Consider the following 16,422-nt stretch of genomic DNA (forward strand, 5'->3'; position numbering starts at 1 on the left):
CGCGGGTCTGGGTGATGTGCCAGTCGATCTCCAGGACGCTCACGCCCTTGAACCAGGCATCGAGGATGTCGGTGACGAGGTCGTCGAACGCGCCTTCATCCGCCGCCGGGTCGGGCTGCATGTGGCGCAGGGCGGCGCTGACCAGCTTCATCCGCTCGGTGGCGGTGGGCGATTCCTCTGCGTCCTCGTCGCGATAGGCTTCAAAGACGGGACGGCGGCTGCGCACGGCCATCTTCAACTCGAGCACGTTCTTGCGCAGGCGTGGCCAGGTGTCCTCCATGAGGTTGAAGAGCTCCCACTGGGGAATGTGCGCGCCGGCGAGGGCGCCGCGCAGAGTCATCTCGATGTAGGTGGGTGTGATCGCGGCGACTTGCGGGAGCAGCCAGCGCTCGCGGGCTTGCGGGCGGATGATGGTGGCCAGCGCCTGAGGCGCTGCCAATGGTCGATGGGCAATGGAAGATGGACGAGGTTTGCGCTGCGCGGCGGCGGCTAGGGCAGTGCGGGCGAAGCCGGCGAGGCGGGAACGGAGGTTCGCCTTCGCGGCGGGTGGTTGAGTTAGGGATGTCTCCATGCCCGCGATTGAAGCATGACTTCGAAAAAAAAGTGCATTGCTCCATTGGCTCTATTGGCTCCATTGCGGAAAATCGTCTTTTGGGGCTCCAAAAACGGACATTTTGCTGAACAATTTCGCGGAGAGTGGCCGCCGCTCGCGAGTAATTCGGCAGATTTGACCGCGGGTTCGGTGAGGGTGACCGTGACGTATTCCGCTTTCCTGACACACGCACGGGGAACCCCCGTTGCGAAAAAGAAATAGAAGAGTTGTGTATGGATCGAAACCATCCGAAGCACCGACACCAACCGCCCGACGCTCGCCGTAACGGAGATTCCAAGCACGAGCCCGCGCTGGACACGGTCGCGCAAAAGCCCACGGATATTGGCTTGGGGGCTCCGGTCACGGAGCCGCACGATGACGCGCATCATGACAACGCGACGCCCACTTCCGGTGCGCAACCGCCGCTGGAACGCTCGCCGAGACTCGGCGAGGCGGAACATGTGGCAGCCGGCCTGAAAGCCATCCTGGAAGGCGCGAAAATGACCTTCGGCCAGATGGGGGCGGTGCGCGGTGTGAAGGCGTGGCTCGACGTGAACAAGAAGGACGGTTTCGATTGCCAGAGCTGCGCGTGGCCGAGCCCGGATGAGAAGCGGCACCTATTCGAGTTTTGCGAGAATGGGGCGAAGGCTTTTGCCAGCGAGGCGACGAAGAAGCATGCGGATGCCGACTTCTTCCGCCACCACTCCATCGCCGAGATGCGGGAGCAGAGTGACTATTGGCTGGAACAGCAGGGACGATTGGTGGAGCCGATGGTCAAACGGGAAGGTGCGACGTACTACGAGCCGATCACGTGGGATGAGGTCTTTGCGCTTCTGGCTCGTGAGCTGAACGCGCTGCCCAAGCCGGATGCCGCGGTCTTTTACACCAGTGGCCGCACGAGCAATGAGGCGGCGTTTCTCTACCAGCTTTTCGCCCGGCAATTTGGCACGAACAATCTGCCCGATTGCTCGAACATGTGCCATGAATCGAGCGGGTCGGCGTTGAGCGAAAGCATCGGTATCGGCAAGGGCTGCGTGACCCTCGACGACCTCGAGAAGGCGGACGCGATTTTCATCCTCGGCCAAAACCCGGGGACGAATCATCCGCGCATGTTGACCACGCTGGAGCGCGCGAAGAATAACGGCGCGAAAATCGTGGCCGTCAATCCGCTGCCCGAGCCGGGGTTGATGCGCGTGTCGAATCCGAATCCCGAGGAGTATGACAACATTCTGCTCTATCCGCTGAAGCTGCTGGCCAACAAAGGGGTGAAACTGAGCGACCTGTGGCTGCCGGTGCGCATCAATGGGGACATGGCGGCGATGCGCGGGATCATGAAGGAGATGCTCGCCGAGGAGGACAAGAAACCGGGCGGCGTCTTCGATCTCGCTTTCATTCACGAAAGCACATGCGGCTTTGACGCGTTCCTCGAGCACCTGCGGCTGACTCCGTGGGAGGAAATTCTCGCCGGCAGTGGCCTGACGCGGGCGCAGATTCGCGAAGCGGCGGAGATCGCGATGGGGGCGAAGAGCATCATCTGCTGCTGGGCGATGGGGCTCACCCAGCATAAGAATTCCGTGGCGACTATCCAGGAGGTCATGAACTTTCTTCTGCTCGGTGGAAATATCGGACGGCCGGGCGCGGGGCCGTGCCCGGTGCGCGGGCATTCGAATGTGCAGGGTGATCGCACCATGGGAATCTGGGAACGCATGAACGACCATTTCATGGCGAAGCTCGGCAGGGAATTTCACTTCTCGCCCCCGGCGCAGCACGGCACCGATACCGTGGAGGCGATCAAGCATATGCGGCAGGGAAAGATCCGCTTTTTCTTTGGGATGGGCGGCAATTTTCTCTCGGCCACGCCAGACACGGAATTCACCGCAAAGGCACTGCAAGGATGTCGGGTGACGGCGCACGTCTCGACGAAGCTCAATCGCTCGCATCTCATCACCGGCGAAATCGCGCTGATCCTGCCTTGCCTGGGCCGCTCGGAGCACGACCGGCAGGGGGGCGGCGCACAGTTCGTCACGGTCGAGGATTCGATGGGAATCATCAACTCTTCGCGCGGGAAACTGGAACCGGCCAGCGCCCATTTGTTGAGTGAGCCGGCGATTGTCGGGCGGCTCGCGCGGGCTACGCTGGGATCGAGGACGACGGTCGATTGGGAAGGGCTCGTGGCGGACTACAATCGCATCCGCGATCACATCGAGCATGTCATTCCGGGCTTCGAGAATTTCAACGCGCGCATCCGGCGCGACGTCTTCTATCTGCCCAACGAGGCGCGCGATAAGCGGAAGTTCAATAACGGTGAAGGCAAGGCGAAGTTTATCGTTTCCCCTATCGAGCGGCACGATCTCGCGCCGGGCACGTTCCTGATGATGACGATCCGCTCGCACGATCAATTCAACACGACGATCTACGGGCTGAACGATCGCTATCGCGGCGTTTACCATGGCCGCCGGGTGGTCTTCATGAATCCTGAGGATGTGCGTGAGGCGGGGTTGCAGCAGGGCCAGTTTGTTGACCTGACCAGCCACTATCACGATGAGGAAAGGGTCGCGCGGCACTTCATGGTGGCGCCGTTCTCGATTCCGCGCGGCTGCACGGCGACCTACTTTCCCGAGGCCAACGTGCTCGTGCCGATCAACAGCACGGCGGAGCGAAGCAACACGCCGACGAGCAAGAGCGTCATCATTTCGATTGCCCCGTCTCCCGATACGGAGCAGGCCTTTGCCGGGCTGCAAGCCGGCCTCGCGGAAAGTATCGGTCACTCCATGGAGACCTGAATTATGTCCATCCTCGATCGTGAAAGCACCGTGGCCCCGCCCGGCTTCAATCGTTGGCTGATCCCGCCGGCCGCCTTGGCGGTCCACCTGTCCATTGGGCAGGTTTATGCCTTCAGTGTCTTCAAACTGCCGCTAGCCAAGGTCCTGGGCGTGGGACCATCGGAGCAGGCTTCGCTGGCTTGGATCTTTAGCATCGCTATCGCGTTCCTCGGTATTTCCGCGGCGGTCTTCGGCAAATGGGTGGAGAAAAGTGGCCCGCGCAAGACGATGCTGGCCGCAGCGTGTTGCTTCGGCGGCGGCTTCCTCGTGTCGGCGCTGGGAGTTGGATTGCATCAGCTCTGGATCCTCTATCTCGGCTATGGCGTGCTCGGCGGATGCGGCCTCGGTCTCGGTTATATCTCGCCAGTCTCCACGCTCGTGAAATGGTTTCCCGATCGGCCCGGCATGGCCACAGGAATGGCGATCATGGGATTTGGCGGCGGCGCGCTGATCGGCTCCAACCTGAGCCTCACGCTCATGGACGCCTTCAAGTCCTCATCCGACCCCGGCGTCGCTCCGGCCTTCATCGCCATGGGTGCGATCTATTTTGTCTTTATACTGTTTGGCGCGTGGATCGTGCGGGTTCCTGCGGCGGATTGGAAACCCGCCGGTTACACGCCGTCCACCACTCCGCAAAAGCTGGTCACCACGGCCAATGTCGCTCTCGATCAGGCCTGGCGGACACCGCAATTCTGGCTGCTTTGGGTGGTGCTCTGTTTCAACGTGACCGCAGGCATCGGCATCCTCGCGCAAGCCTCGCCGATGATTCAGGAGATGTTTCCGGCGGGTGGGGTGCACAAAGGCGTCACCGCCGCGGCGGCGGGTGGATTTGTCGCGCTGCTTAGTCTTTTCAATATGGCGGGCCGCTTCCTGTGGTCTTCCTTGAGCGACTATACGGGGCGCAAGGCCGTTTACGTCATCTATTTGCTGCTCGGAGCCGTGCTGTATTGTCTCATTCCTCTCGCCGCTCATTCCGGCAGCGCGACGCTCTTCGTGGCGATCTGCGTGATTCTCTTGAGCATGTACGGCGGCGGCTTCGCCACCATCCCGGCGTACTTGAAAGATCTCTTCGGCACGATGCAAGTGGGCGCGATCCACGGTCGCTTGCTGACCGCGTGGTCGATGGCCGGGATCCTCGGTCCTGTGCTCGTCAATGAACTGCGCGACCGGTTGCACGCGAGCGGTGTCACGGGTGTCAGTCTGTACGCGCCGACGATGTATCTCATGGCCGGGCTATTGATCATCGGCCTCATTTGCAACCTTCTCGTCCGCCCCGTCGACGAGCGCTACCACTGTCACGGTGACCCGAGCCGGCCGGTAGGGCCGGACGACGACATTCCCCATCATCCCCGTCCGGCACACGCCTAATTACCACTAGCCATGGATAAAACAGAGCCAATAAAAACATCCGGTCTTCAAGCTGCGATTTACTGGACCGTGGTCAGCCTGCCGCTGATCTGGGGAATTTGGAAGACCGTGATCAAGTTGCCTGCTCTCTTTCAGTAGCCGATTCAGTCTCCCGATTCCAATCGATGAAGGCCACGGTCATTGGCTCCGGCCCCAATGGCCTTTCCGCGGCGATCACGCTGGCTCGAGCCGGGGCCGAGGTGCAGGTGATCGAGGCGCAATCAACCATCGGCGGTGGCGCGCGCTCGATGGAACTGACGTTGCCGGGATTTGTGCATGATCATTGTTCCGCCATCCATCCACTGGCCGTCGGGTCACCATTTTTTCGTGATCTGCCGCTCGGCGAGCATGGCTTGGAATGGGTCCACTCGAGATATCCGCTGGCGCATCCCCTGGACGATGGCACTGCTGCCGTGCTGCATCGATCGGTGACGGAAACCGGTGCCGCGTTGGGCGCCGATGGCGAGGCGTATAGCGAGCTCATGCAGCCGCTTGTGGATCGATGGGAGCTGCTCGCCGGCGAAATTCTCCAGCCTTTGCTGCACATTCCCCGTCATCCATGGCTGCTCGCCCGTTTCGGCTTGCTGGCGTTGCGGTCGGCGCGCGGTCTGGCGTCGCGCTTTTCTTCCGACGCCGCCCAAGCGCTCATCGGTGGCCTTGCGGCGCACTCGTTTCTTTCGCTGGAGGCGCGTGGTTCGGCGTCTTTCGCGCTGGTGCTTGGAATGTTTGGGCACGCCGTCGGTTGGCCGCTCCCGCGTGGTGGCGCCCAGCGGATCAGTGACGCTCTCGCGGCGCATTTGCGAGCGCTGGGAGGCACGATCGAAACGGGGCGGGCGATCTCCTCGCTGGACGGTCTGTCCGCCGCCCGTGCCATCCTGCTCGACGTGACGGCCTGGCAGGTCGCCCGTCTTGCCCGAGACCGTCTTCCGCCGCGGTTGCAAAAAGCGCTCGCCTCATTCCCGCACGGCCCGAGCGTCTTCAAGATCGACTATGCGCTTGATCGGCCAATCCCGTGGAAGGCCGAAGCGTGTCGCGAGGCAGCGACGATTCATCTCGGTGGGACGTTCGACGAGATCGCCAGTGCGGAGCGCGACGTCTCGCGTGGCCATGTGCCCGCGCGCCCTTTCGTGCTTCTCGCGCAACCGACTATTTGCGACCCGAGCCGGGCGCCTGCCGGGGGCCATATCGCGTGGGCCTACTGCCACGTCCCGCGGGGCTGCGCCTTGGATATGACTGGCGCGATTGAAGCCCAGATCGAACGCTTCGCCCCCGGATTTGCCCGGTGTGTCCTTGCCCGGCATGTCTCAAGGCCCGCCGATCTTCAAGCCGGCAACGCAAACCTCGATGGCGGCGACATCACCGGGGGAGCTTGCGACCTCTGGCATCTTCTCGCGCGCCCCGTGGCGAGCCCGAACCCCTATCGTCTGGGCCACACTCATCTTTATCTTTGCTCTTCCTCGACGCCGCCCGGTGGTGGTGTCCATGGCATGTGCGGATATCACGCTGCGCGGTGGTCGTTACGGGATGGCGAATCGTTTGCGATGTTACACCAGCAATGATTGTATGTTATACCGATGTTAGGGCGTGCTGGCTTGCGCATTGACACGTAACTGCCGAATTGGGGATCAAGAGTGATGTCCACCTTGAAAATTGCGATCGTTGACGACGAAGCCCTCGTTCGTAGCGTCATATGTGACGTAGTTAGGGAAGCATGGCCCATTGCGGAGATTGTTGATTACGCCTCCGCACGGCATGTCTTTCACGAAATCGAAACGGGCACGGTCGATTTGCTCATTACCAATTGCTACATGATGGATATGGACGGGCCTACCTTGGTGCGGACGCTGCGGGAACAAAAGCAATCGATTCCGATTGTCTTCGTTTCGGGAAGCGACGACGCCCGGCAACTGGGGGAGGCCGCCGGAATTGACCGGTTCGTAGCCAAGAACCTCCTCCATACGGATCTCGTGGAGGCCATCTCGGCGCTTCTACCGACACCGAGGCGGGTAGCAACTGGCTGAATGCCTCGCTTTAGCGGTGATGCCCACCGCCGCCATGGCCGCCGCCACCGCGAAAATCGTGACTGAAGTGATGGCCGCCGTAGTAGCCGCGATGGTGAATTCCGCCCACGAAGACATCACCGCTGTAGGCCCCGAATCCACCGAAGGTGCTGTCGTTATATCCGTAATCGGAGTAAAACGGGGCGTAATTGGGATCATAGTACCCGCCTGCATAGCCGGGTTCGTAGTAGCCGGCGCATCCGCCCAAGCCGAGCGCGAAGCTGCCGAGCAAAAGCACCGCTCCCGCTGATTTTGCGCATTTTACCCACCTGGCGTGTCTGGAAGAGAAAAGGCGCAGGCCGGTCAGCCGATTCCTGCATCCGGCGATCAAGTTATCGAAAGTTTCATTCATAGCAGTGGCTTATTCGATTTTGAAATCCGCTTCCTTGTTGAACTCCGCTTTGTCGCGCGGGGAGAGGCGGGCGTAGAGGACGCGGGTCGTGTAGCCGCCCATCAGCTTGCCGCTTTTAACGAACATCCAGTCCGAGATTTCGCCTGGCGCCACCGTCACGGTCTGTCCGAGCCGCGCGGTGCGCACATCCAGCGGTTTGTTATTCACTTTCCCATGAAAATTCTTGCCGTCGAAGGTCAGGCTGCCGATCCAGATGTGTTCGACGGTCTTGCCATCGACAAACGCCTTTTTGACTTCGAAGCCGCTATCGCCAGCCTTCCTGGCCCGAAGTGCCGTGAGGAAGAATCCGAGGGAGCGGTGCGCGCACCGGGTAGCATGGTCCATGGCCTTATCATTGTCCTCGACGGTGGTGTATCCGGGAGGACCGGGCGTCTTGTTTTCGCGGCCGGCCAGGTGAGTGCTCTCGGTGGCCGCGGCGGCGATACCGACGGTGGCCAAAGTAATGAGGGATGGGACGAGGAGTTTCATGGGCGGAAGAGTGTGTCTGTTAGATACGTGACCGGGGGGAGGGGTGGATGTCTTTCCCGGCCCGTCGTGGCCAGGCGTGCGGGAATTTATATTCACCCTTGTTGAAGATTTTCTGGCCCGGGAGACGCTGGCAGCCAAAGATGGCGGGCGATGAGTCCGCTTCTCCGGCAACAATACACCGTATATGGCAATCGGGCGCCACGCCGTTCGTGGTCCGGGTTGTTCTGCCTGGCCGTCGGCTGGCTGCTGCTGGTGGGGATGACCCTGTGGGCCATCGGCGCGCTGTGGTTTGATTTTCCAGTGAAAATCTTGCGGCATGGAGTGGCCATCGTCTACGCGATCGGAATGGTCGCCTGGGTGGCGAATGTCCGGGGGCAGTGGCGCAAGATCGGAATCCTTGCTGGTGGTTTCGTGGTGGTGCTGGCCTGCTGGCTGATGTTGCGACCCTCGAACGACCGCCCCTGGCAGCCCGATGTGGCGGAGGCGCCTTGGGCGGAGATCGATGGCGATCACGTGACCCTGCACAACGTCCGGAACTGCGAGTACCGCACGGAAACCGATTACACGCCGCGTTGGGAAACGCGCGAGGTGGACCTCTCGAAATTGCATGGCCTGGACCTCGCCATCAACTACTGGGGCTCGGCGTGGATGGCGCATCCCATTGCCAGCTTCCAGTTCGACGATGCGCCGCCGGTCTGCTTTTCCATCGAGACGCGCAAGGAGATCGGGGAGAGCTACTCCGCGGTGGGCGGTCTCTACCGGCAATTTGAGCTCATCTACGTCTGTGCGGATGAACGCGATGTCTTGCGCGTGCGGACGAATTACCGCCACGGCGAGGAAATCTTTCTCTACCACACCACCGCCACGCCGGACGCGGCGCGCCAGCGTTTCCGGGAATACGTCGCGGCGATGAATGACCTGCACACGCACCCGCGCTGGTACAATGCGGCGACGACGAATTGCACCACGAGCATTCGCACGCAACACGCTGCGGCGCAGCGCGCGCCGTGGGACTGGCGCATCCTCTTCAACGGTTACGGCGACGAGATGATGTACGAGCGTGGAGTCCTGGCCGGCGGCCTGCCCTTTCCCGAGCTGAAGCAGCGCGCCCGGATCAACGAGGCGGCCAATGCCGCCGATACCGCGTCGGATTTCTCGGACCGCATCCGTGCAGGGCGCCCGGGATTCGAACCGCGCACCGCGGGACAGTGACCGCGCTCTGGCATCGCGGGAGCAGATCCGGCTTGTCGAAGAGGCGCCGCTGCGGCTCTCTTTGGGGCATGTTCCCCCGCTGCTTCGTTGTCGCCACCCTCGTCACGTCTTTAGTCGCCGGCTTGGCGATGGGCCAGGAGACCAAGCCGGTTTCGCCAGACGATCAATACAAACTCGGACCCGATTCGCAGCCCCAGACTGGCGTGCCCGAGGGGAAGGTGACCGAATACGAGTGGAACAACTCGAAAGTCTATCCCGGCACGGTGCGCAAATACTGGGTCTATGTGCCGGCGCAATACAACGCCGCGAAACCGGCGTGCCTCATGGTGTTTCAAGACGGCGGTGGCTATGTGAAGAAAGACGGCACGTGGCGGGTGCCGGTGGTCTTCGACAATCTCATCGCGAAGAAAGAAATGCCGGTGACGGTGGGGGTCTTCATCAATCCGGGCGATGAGCCGTTGAAACCCGGCGAGCCACCGCGCAAGCGCGCCGATGGCCGGCCCGCGTCGCCGAAGGACCGCTCGGTGGAGTACGATTCACTGGGTGGGACCTATTCGCGTTTTCTGCTCGAGGAGATTTTGCCCGAGGTGGCGAAGACGGTGAAAGTCACGAGCGATCCAGCCGGGCGCGCCATCGCCGGCTCGAGCTCCGGCGGCATCTGCGCGTTCACCGTGGCGTGGGAGCATCCCGAACAATTTGGCAAGGTCGTTAGCTGGATCGGCAGCTTTACCAATATCCGCGGCGGCAACGCGTATCCCGACATGGTGCGCAAGGCGCCGAAGAAGCCGATCCGCATCTTCCAGCAGGATGGAAAGAACGACATCGTGAACCAGTTTGGCTCGTGGCCCGAGGCCAACATCGCCATGGCGGCGGCCCTGGATGAGAAGGGCTACGAACATAAGTTCGTCGTCGGGGAGGGGACCCACAACCCGAAGCACGGCGCGTCGATCTTGCCGGATACGCTGCGCTGGCTGTGGACCGGCTATCCGCGCTAAAAAATCGCCGTGGGCAATCCACCTCGTTATTCTTTCCGTCCGCAATTTCGGGATTGAGAACCCGCCCCGTACCGGCACTCTTCGGAACCATGAATCTCCTCGCCCCTCGAACGCTCATCGCCGCCGCACTCCTTTTGTTTTGTGGAGCCTCGTCCTCCGTCTTCGCCGAAGAGAAAGATCTCTTCGCCCCGGACCTGGCGAATGCCACGAATGGCGACCATTGGAAGTGGGAGAACGGCGAGTTGGTCGCGAAGGACCACGAGACCCTGTGGACGAAGGACTCGTATTCGAACTTCGTCCTCGATCTCGACTTCAAGGTCGCCAAGGAATCCAACAGCGGCGTCTTCCTCCGCTCTGGCAATATCAAGGACGTGCTCGCCGCCCCGGAAATCCAGGTGCATGAAAACACCGACGGCAGCAAGTACGGTATGGTCGCCGCAATCTACGACGCCATGCCGCCGAAGAAGGACATGGCGAAGCCGGTGGGCGAATGGAACCACTACACCATCACTTGCAAGGACAGCGTCGTGATCGTGGTCTTCAACGGCGAGGAAGTCATCCACGCCGATTTCAACGACTGGACGGAAGTGGGCAAGAATCCCGACGGCACGCCCAACAAATTCAAGGTTGCGCTCAAGGACTGGTCCCACACTGGCCCGATCGGGTTGCAAGGCCTCCACGGCAAAGCCCAGTCGCCCGTGTGGTACCGCAACATCAAGATCAAGACGCTCGACTGATGTATCGGGGTTTCGTTGTCTTTCTGACGGCTTGCTGGACTGCGAGCGCGGGCTGGGCCGCGGATGCCGCGACGATCAAATGCCCCTCACCAGACGGGCGTTTTGTGTTGCGGATTGCCGACCAGAGCGGAGTGGAACCCTCGAATCCAAAGGTCACATTGATCGAGAAGGAATCCGGCAGGGTGATGGTCGAGCTGGGGGAGGCTTATCCATCGCATTTGGGCGATACCGTCCTGGTGTGGTCGGCGAATTCAAAGTGGGCGGCTTATGGCACTCGGGGCGATAAGGAGGGCGAAGCGAGTGTTTACTTCTGGAATGGATCAGCTTTCGTGGAAGTGACGTTGCCGGAAGAATTGCCGCGTCCCGATATCAAATTTGGCAAAGGCGCGGGCGAAGATGTCAAAAACTACGGCGGCGCCGCGAGGCCGGTGCGATGGTTGAAATCCGGCGAACTGCAGATGTCGAGCGACTTGATGATGCTGTCGCGAGTGAACTCCAAGAGTTACACCGGCGAGGTGACGTTCACGCTGGCCTTTGACAAACGGCATCACGCCTCCGTCCACAAGGTCGGCAAGTCAAAGACTACCGTGGACGACTAGGCTGCAAGGACGCGAGCTACTGCTTCGGCCAGTCGCGCCAGAGCCAGCGGAGGGTGTCTGGGAAAATGGAGGCGCCGTGCTTGCCGGAGTGGCCACCGTCGCCGAACTCGAACTTGTAGTCGTAGCCGGCAAACTTGAGCGCGGCAGCCATATCCTGGCTGGAGAGCGGCCAGTTGCCATGAAGGTTGTCGAGATCGTTGGAGCCGTCTTGCAGGAAGACGCGCAGGGGCTTCGGAGCGTCCTTTGATTTGCGGATGAGCGAAGGGTAGACGTAGCCGCCGCGGATGTTGGTGAAGCTCCCGATCCAGCTCACGACCTTGCGGAAGGCTTCGGGCTTCTCCCACGCGACGGTAAAGGCCGCGATGCCGCCACTGCTCGCCCCGGCGATGGCGTGGCCATTCGGATCGGGCGTGATGTTGAGGCCCTTGGTGGCCTCGGGCAGCAGTTCCTCGAGGACGAAGCGCGCATTGGCGTCGCCCAGCGAGTCGTATTCGAAGCTGCGGTTGGGCCGGTCCTTGGCGGGCGGCTCGGTGGCCTTGAAGATGCCAGGCTGCACGAAGACGCCGATGGTCACGGGCATGTCCTTTTTCGCGATGAGATTGTCGAAGACGACCGTGGCGCGGGTGCCGCCGTTCGGCTTCTGGTAGCCGCCGCCATCGAAAAAGACCATGAGGCAGGCGGGCTTTGCCGGGTCGTATTGCTTGGGCACGTAGACCCAGTAGTCGCGGGTCGTGCCGGGGAAGATCTGGCTGTGATCGAAGACGGCCTTTTTCACCTCGCCGTGGGGCACGTCCTGCGGCTGGGAATCGGGGCCGAGCTTGTAGTCGTCGATGGCGAAGACCGGCGTGGCGGCGACGAGAGCAGTGAACAAGGGGAGAAATCGCATGGTGGTTTTGTGGCTGGGTCGGGAGCCCGACGCAAATGCAAACCCGTGAGCGGGCGACTTCGCAGGGGAATTCGCGCGGGGATTTTTACCACGAAGGCACGAAGACACGAAGGGGAGGAGAAAGAGTTCGGTGCTTTTTGCTTCACCGCGTCCCAGCTCCCCTTTGTGTCTTCGTGCCTTCGTGGTGAACCCACCCGTCCTCCGGTGAAAATGCCACACGGCCTTGACGCTGGCGCGGCGGTATGGCGCTATGTCCCCCTTCCATGCCGCCGCCCATCCCCGACGAAATGCCCACGGTGGCCAGCAAGCCCCATCGCAGCCTGTGGGAAGCCGCCCTGGTGGGGCATCGCGAGGCGCTGGTGTTGCTCGCCAGTCGCACCGCGCCGAGCGTCTACGCGTGGTTGCGGGCGAATGGCTCCATGCCGGCGGAAGCCGTGGCCCGGACCGAGCACTTTTTTGGCCGCCTGCTTTCCAGTGAGCCGCCCGATCCGAATGAAGAGGATGTCGAGCGTTTGCAGGAGTTCTTGCAGCGCCGGCTCTCGGCTTACGTCGCCGCCGGCCTGCCCGATGCCGACGAAAAGGGCCTCGAGGCGCGCCCTGTTTTCGATCGCGCCCAGGCGGAACGCCGCTTCCTGCGCGAAACGCAGCGCGACCCGGACGACGTCTTCACCCGCCGCTGGGCGCTGGGCGCCTTGGAGTTGACCGTCGAAACGCTGCGCGAGGAGTTTACCAACGATGGCAAGGCCGCTCTCGTCCCGTACCTTCAGCAATTCCTCAGTTTCAGCGGAGGGGAAGAGCGCTACGCCGAGGTGGCCGAGAAGACCAGCACCTCGATCAGCGCCTTGCACGTGGCCGTCTTTCGCTACCGGCAGCGCTACCGGGAGATCCTCCGGCGGCTCGTGGGCGACACCGTCCGCCGGGAGGATGAAGTGGATAGCGAATTGACTAAACTGCTGGTGTCGGCAAGCTAACAGGCTGCCATGCCGACTGCCCCGGAAAATCCGTCGCCCGAGAATGACGCTTCTGCGCCCTCCTTGCTCGGCGGCGTAAGCCCCGACGAGTTGTTCGCGCGCGGCATGCAGTCCGTGCGTATGACCGGCGGGGGCAGCATGCAAAACTGGGAGCCGCCCACGGTGGAGGAAGCGGCCCGGCTGTTCCCGAATTACAAGGTGGTCGACGTGCTCGGACGTGGCGGCATGGGCGCGGTTTACAAGGCGATCCAAACGGCGCTCGACCGCGTGGTGGCGATCAAGCTCCTCCCGCTCGAGATCAGCATCGACCGCGACTTCGCCGATCGCTTTGTGCGCGAGGCGCGCACGATGGCGAAGCTCAACCACCCGAACATCGTCTCGGTATTTGATTTCGGCACCACGACCGAAGGACATCTTTATTTCGTCATGGAGTTCGTCGAGGGGACGACGCTGCATCATTTGATCAAGTCCACCGGGCTCAAGCCAAACCAGGCGCTGGAACTCATCGTCAGCGTTTGCGAGGCGCTCCAGTACGCGCACGTCGAGGGCGTGGTGCACCGTGACATCAAGCCGGCCAATGTGCTCGTGGACACGAAGGGCCGCGTGAAGGTCGCCGATTTCGGCCTCGCGCGCATGGACACGCCCAGCTCCGAGCAATGGGGCCAGACGATGACGGGCATGGTGCTCGGCACGCCGGACTACATGGCGCCCGAGCAGAAGAGCGGCTCGCGGGTGGATCATCGCGCGGACATCTACAGTCTCGGCGTCATGCTTTATGAGATGCTTTGCGGGCAGGTGCCCCAGGGCATTTTCGATCCGCCCTCGCAGCGCGTGACGGTCGATGAACGCATCGATCAGGTCGTCATCCGCGCGATGCAGCAGGAGCCGGATCGCCGTTACTCGAATACCGGGGAGATGAAGAGCGAAGTGGAGAACATCCGCCTCACGCCGCTGCCGAAAGTGGTGGCCGGTGGCAAAAAGGGAGAGGCACCCAGCCCCGCAAAAAAGGCTGGCGCAGCGGGTGCGCCCGCCGAGGCGCCGCGCGAAAAGCACGCGACCCCATGGCTGGCGGGCATCGCCGCCGTGTGCGCCTTGGTGGCGGTCAGCGTGGTGATCATTCAATTGAAGCAACCGGTGCCCGCCGCCACCGGTCCGGTCGTTCCGCCACCCGCCCCGGAGTTGGCGCCGATCAAATCCGCCGCCCTGCCGCCGGTGGCCGACGTCACGCCGCAAAAATCCGAACCGCTGATGGCCAAAGCGGAACCGGGAGCCACGCCCACCGAGCAGCCGGCAACCAAAGCGGAACCAGCCGCGACAACTCCGGCCAAGCTCGATCCCAACGCGGAGCCTCCGGCCCCCGTGGCGCTTCCGCCTTCCGAGCCCCCCGTCGCTGTCACCACCTTACCCGGCCCAGCCAAAGTTGCGCAGATCGTGCCCGCTCCCGTGGCGACTTCGAGCCTGGAACCGGTCTCCCGGCCGCCCACCCAGCCACCGGCGACCACCCCGGAAGCGACGCCGCCCGAAGCGCCCCAACCCGCCGAGGATTGGCACGCCTTCGTGAGCCGGGGCGATGCCCTCATGCAGCAACGGCAACGGGACGACGCGCTGGAGGCCTACCTCAATGCCTTCGATCTCGCTACCGACGGGCGCCAGATTGCCGCCGCCGATGTCGCCCAGCTTTGCAAGAAGGTCGCCAATTTTCAGGTGAGCTTTGGCTCGCTCGCCGAGGCCCGGCAGACCCTGGAGCACGGCCGCCAGACCCTCAAGCACATGACCGGCGGCAAGGACGGTGGAGATCGGCAGAAGTACGTCGACCAGATCGAGAACACGCTCCGCTCGCTCCCGCGCGAATAAACGTATCGCTTCGCGGGGATTTCACGCGGCACATCCTTCCCGACCTCAGGCCGATCCGGCTGATGATTGAAAACGCAGAGGGCGCAGAGGGTTTGGAGAGGATCGCAGAGGGGAGAGCGGGCAACCAATCCCTCTGCGGTTCTCTCCAAACCCTCTGCGCTCTCTGCGGTTTAAAACTGCTTGTCGCCGCACTCTGAGGCCACCGAATCTCAATCAGTGAACTGGCGCTGGCGTTTTGTGCGCCGCTGGGTAACGTCTCCGCCCCTATGTCACTCTGGAATACCGCCCACCCCTGGCTGCACGACCTTGTTTCCTACGAGCCGGGCAAACCCATCGAGGACGTGGCGCGCGAACTCGGCCTCAAGCCCAGCGAGATCATCAAGCTGGCTTCCAACGAAAACCCGCTCGGTCCTTCGCCCAAGGCGCTCGCCGCCATGCACGAAGCGCTGGAGCGCGCTCATTTTTATCCCGATGGGGGCAGCTACTATCTGCGCGAGGGCATTGCGCAGAAATTCGGTTTCTCGCGCAGCCAGGTCATTCTCGGCTGCGGCTCGAATGAGATCATCGAGTTCATCGGCAAGGCCTTCCTCAATCCCGGCGATGAGATCGTCACCGCCCGGCACGCTTTTGTGGTCTACAAGCTCATGGCCACGCTCTTCGGCGCCACGACCGTGGAAGTGGACGACCCGAATTTCGCCCACGATCTCGACGCCATGGCCGCGGCCATCACGCCGAAGACCAAGGAAGTCTTCATCGCCAATCCGAACAACCCGACCGGCACGCTCCTTTCCCAGGCCGAGATCGATCGCTTCATGGCCAAAGTACCGGACCACGTCATCGTCGTTTTCGACGAGGCCTATCACGAGTTCCTCGAGAACCCGCCGGACACCCTGAAGTTCGTCCGCGAAGGTCGCAACGTGGTCGTCCTGCGTACCTTCTCGAAGATCCAAGGGCTGGCCAATCTGCGCATCGGCTACGGTCTCGCCAAGCCCGAGTTGATCGACGTGCTGCAAAAGACCCGGCAGCCCTTCAACGTGAATGGCATCGCCCAGGCCGGCGCGCTTGCGGGGTTGCTCGACGACGAGCACCAGCGCAAGACCCGCGAGATCACCATCGAGGGCCGCGATTACCTCCAGCGCGAGTTCGCCGCGCTCGGGCTCGAGTTCGTGCCCAGCTTCGCTAATTTCATCCTCGTCAAAGTCGGCGACGGCAAAGCGGTCTTCCAGGCGCTCATGAAGCACGGCATCATCGTGCGGGACATGACCAGCTACGGCCTGCCGGAGTGGATCCGCGTGAGTATCGGGACGATGGAGCAGAACACCCGCTTCCTCTCCGATCTCCAGCGCCTCCCCGGCCTGCCCATGCCAGCCCGCGAGCCGGCTGCGGTCTGAGAGGGCAGGCGGAACT

The 16,422-nt window shown here is 62.3% G+C and carries 15 protein-coding genes; 11 read left to right on the plus strand and 4 right to left on the minus strand.

What is annotated here, in order from left to right:
- A partial coding sequence (locus ABJF10_RS04185; RefSeq protein WP_348543265.1) for a DUF935 family protein occupies positions 1 to 571 on the minus strand: 571 nt, incomplete at its 3' end.
- A gap of 254 nt (positions 572 to 825) precedes the next feature.
- Here ABJF10_RS04185 and ABJF10_RS04190 point away from each other — a divergent pair.
- The 4 genes from ABJF10_RS04190 to ABJF10_RS04205 all read left to right on the plus strand — a co-directional run bounded on the left by ABJF10_RS04190 (position 826) and on the right by ABJF10_RS04205 (position 6,842).
- On the plus strand, positions 826 to 3,375 hold the full coding sequence (locus ABJF10_RS04190) for an FdhF/YdeP family oxidoreductase (protein WP_348543266.1): 2,550 nt from the start codon (positions 826 to 828) through the stop codon (positions 3,373 to 3,375).
- 3 nt (positions 3,376 to 3,378) lie between these two features.
- Entirely contained in the window at positions 3,379 to 4,782 is a 1,404-nt protein-coding gene (locus ABJF10_RS04195) for an OFA family MFS transporter (RefSeq protein WP_348543267.1), read from the plus strand.
- 164 nt (positions 4,783 to 4,946) lie between these two features.
- A complete protein-coding gene (locus ABJF10_RS04200; protein WP_348543268.1) occupies positions 4,947 to 6,380 on the plus strand; it encodes an NAD(P)/FAD-dependent oxidoreductase in 1,434 nt (477 codons plus the stop codon).
- Positions 6,381 to 6,464: 84 nt separating this feature from the next.
- Positions 6,465 to 6,842 (plus strand): response regulator, encoded by a 378-nt coding sequence (locus ABJF10_RS04205; protein ID WP_348543269.1) that lies wholly within the window; start codon positions 6,465 to 6,467, stop codon positions 6,840 to 6,842.
- A 10-nt stretch (positions 6,843 to 6,852) separates the two neighbouring features.
- Here ABJF10_RS04205 and ABJF10_RS04210 read toward each other — a convergent pair whose 3' ends face one another.
- Positions 6,853 to 7,233 carry a hypothetical protein gene (locus tag ABJF10_RS04210; RefSeq protein WP_348543270.1) on the minus strand — a complete coding sequence of 127 codons (381 nt, stop codon included), beginning with the start codon at positions 7,231 to 7,233 and terminating at the stop codon, positions 6,853 to 6,855.
- 9 nt (positions 7,234 to 7,242) lie between these two features.
- A complete protein-coding gene (locus tag ABJF10_RS04215; RefSeq protein WP_348543271.1) occupies positions 7,243 to 7,761 on the minus strand; it encodes a DUF2314 domain-containing protein in 519 nt (172 codons plus the stop codon).
- Between the two features lie 150 nt (positions 7,762 to 7,911).
- Between ABJF10_RS04215 and ABJF10_RS04220 the strand changes: the two genes are divergently transcribed.
- The 4 genes from ABJF10_RS04220 to ABJF10_RS04235 all read left to right on the plus strand — a co-directional run bounded on the left by ABJF10_RS04220 (position 7,912) and on the right by ABJF10_RS04235 (position 11,304).
- Complete coding sequence (locus ABJF10_RS04220) at positions 7,912 to 8,973, plus strand: DUF4105 domain-containing protein (protein WP_348543272.1); 1,062 nt, start codon at positions 7,912 to 7,914, stop codon at positions 8,971 to 8,973.
- A gap of 68 nt (positions 8,974 to 9,041) precedes the next feature.
- On the plus strand, positions 9,042 to 9,968 hold the full coding sequence (locus ABJF10_RS04225) for an alpha/beta hydrolase-fold protein (RefSeq protein ID WP_348543273.1): 927 nt from the start codon (positions 9,042 to 9,044) through the stop codon (positions 9,966 to 9,968).
- Positions 9,969 to 10,057: 89 nt separating this feature from the next.
- Positions 10,058 to 10,705, plus strand: coding sequence for a DUF1080 domain-containing protein (locus ABJF10_RS04230; RefSeq protein WP_348543274.1), 648 nt, complete (start codon positions 10,058 to 10,060; stop codon positions 10,703 to 10,705).
- On the plus strand, positions 10,705 to 11,304 hold the full coding sequence (locus tag ABJF10_RS04235; RefSeq protein ID WP_348543275.1) for a hypothetical protein: 600 nt from the start codon (positions 10,705 to 10,707) through the stop codon (positions 11,302 to 11,304). The genes ABJF10_RS04230 and ABJF10_RS04235 overlap by 1 nt, the downstream gene beginning before the upstream one ends.
- A 16-nt stretch (positions 11,305 to 11,320) precedes the next feature.
- Here the strand turns inward: ABJF10_RS04235 and ABJF10_RS04240 are convergent, their stop codons facing one another.
- A complete protein-coding gene (locus ABJF10_RS04240) occupies positions 11,321 to 12,190 on the minus strand; it encodes an alpha/beta hydrolase-fold protein (protein WP_348543276.1) in 870 nt (289 codons plus the stop codon).
- A 263-nt stretch (positions 12,191 to 12,453) separates the two neighbouring features.
- Here ABJF10_RS04240 and ABJF10_RS04245 point away from each other — a divergent pair, with 263 nt between their 5' ends.
- The 3 genes from ABJF10_RS04245 to hisC all read left to right on the plus strand — a co-directional run bounded on the left by ABJF10_RS04245 (position 12,454) and on the right by hisC (position 16,406).
- Positions 12,454 to 13,161: a hypothetical protein gene (locus ABJF10_RS04245; protein WP_348543277.1), complete on the plus strand. Its 708-nt coding sequence runs from the start codon at positions 12,454 to 12,456 to the stop codon at positions 13,159 to 13,161.
- Positions 13,162 to 13,170: 9 nt separating this feature from the next.
- A complete protein-coding gene (locus tag ABJF10_RS04250) occupies positions 13,171 to 15,015 on the plus strand; it encodes a protein kinase (RefSeq protein ID WP_348543278.1) in 1,845 nt (614 codons plus the stop codon).
- 266 nt (positions 15,016 to 15,281) lie between these two features.
- Positions 15,282 to 16,406, plus strand: a complete 1,125-nt coding sequence (gene hisC / locus ABJF10_RS04255) for a histidinol-phosphate transaminase (RefSeq protein ID WP_348543279.1) — start codon at positions 15,282 to 15,284, stop codon at positions 16,404 to 16,406.
- Positions 16,407 to 16,422: the final 16 nt, after the last annotated feature.

Source organism: Chthoniobacter sp., from assembly GCF_040003245.1.
Classification (GTDB): Bacteria; Verrucomicrobiota; Verrucomicrobiia; order Chthoniobacterales; family Chthoniobacteraceae; genus Chthoniobacter.

Bases quoted from the DNA above. Each gene is read 5' to 3' on its own strand.
- ABJF10_RS04190 (WP_348543266.1), top strand. From the start codon at position 826: ATGGATCGAAACCATCCGAAGCACCGACACCAACCGCCCGACGCTCGC.
- ABJF10_RS04195 (WP_348543267.1), top strand. From the start codon at position 3,379: ATGTCCATCCTCGATCGTGAAAGCACCGTGGCCCCGCCCGGCTTCAAT.
- ABJF10_RS04200 (WP_348543268.1), top strand. From the start codon at position 4,947: ATGAAGGCCACGGTCATTGGCTCCGGCCCCAATGGCCTTTCCGCGGCG.
- ABJF10_RS04210 (WP_348543270.1), bottom strand. From the start codon at position 7,233: ATGAATGAAACTTTCGATAACTTGATCGCCGGATGCAGGAATCGGCTG.
- ABJF10_RS04215 (WP_348543271.1), bottom strand. From the start codon at position 7,761: ATGAAACTCCTCGTCCCATCCCTCATTACTTTGGCCACCGTCGGTATC.
- ABJF10_RS04220 (WP_348543272.1), top strand. From the start codon at position 7,912: ATGAGTCCGCTTCTCCGGCAACAATACACCGTATATGGCAATCGGGCG.
- ABJF10_RS04225 (WP_348543273.1), top strand. From the start codon at position 9,042: ATGTTCCCCCGCTGCTTCGTTGTCGCCACCCTCGTCACGTCTTTAGTC.
- ABJF10_RS04230 (WP_348543274.1), top strand. From the start codon at position 10,058: ATGAATCTCCTCGCCCCTCGAACGCTCATCGCCGCCGCACTCCTTTTG.
- ABJF10_RS04235 (WP_348543275.1), top strand. From the start codon at position 10,705: ATGTATCGGGGTTTCGTTGTCTTTCTGACGGCTTGCTGGACTGCGAGC.
- ABJF10_RS04240 (WP_348543276.1), bottom strand. From the start codon at position 12,190: ATGCGATTTCTCCCCTTGTTCACTGCTCTCGTCGCCGCCACGCCGGTC.
- ABJF10_RS04245 (WP_348543277.1), top strand. From the start codon at position 12,454: ATGCCGCCGCCCATCCCCGACGAAATGCCCACGGTGGCCAGCAAGCCC.
- ABJF10_RS04250 (WP_348543278.1), top strand. From the start codon at position 13,171: ATGCCGACTGCCCCGGAAAATCCGTCGCCCGAGAATGACGCTTCTGCG.
- hisC (WP_348543279.1), top strand. From the start codon at position 15,282: ATGTCACTCTGGAATACCGCCCACCCCTGGCTGCACGACCTTGTTTCC.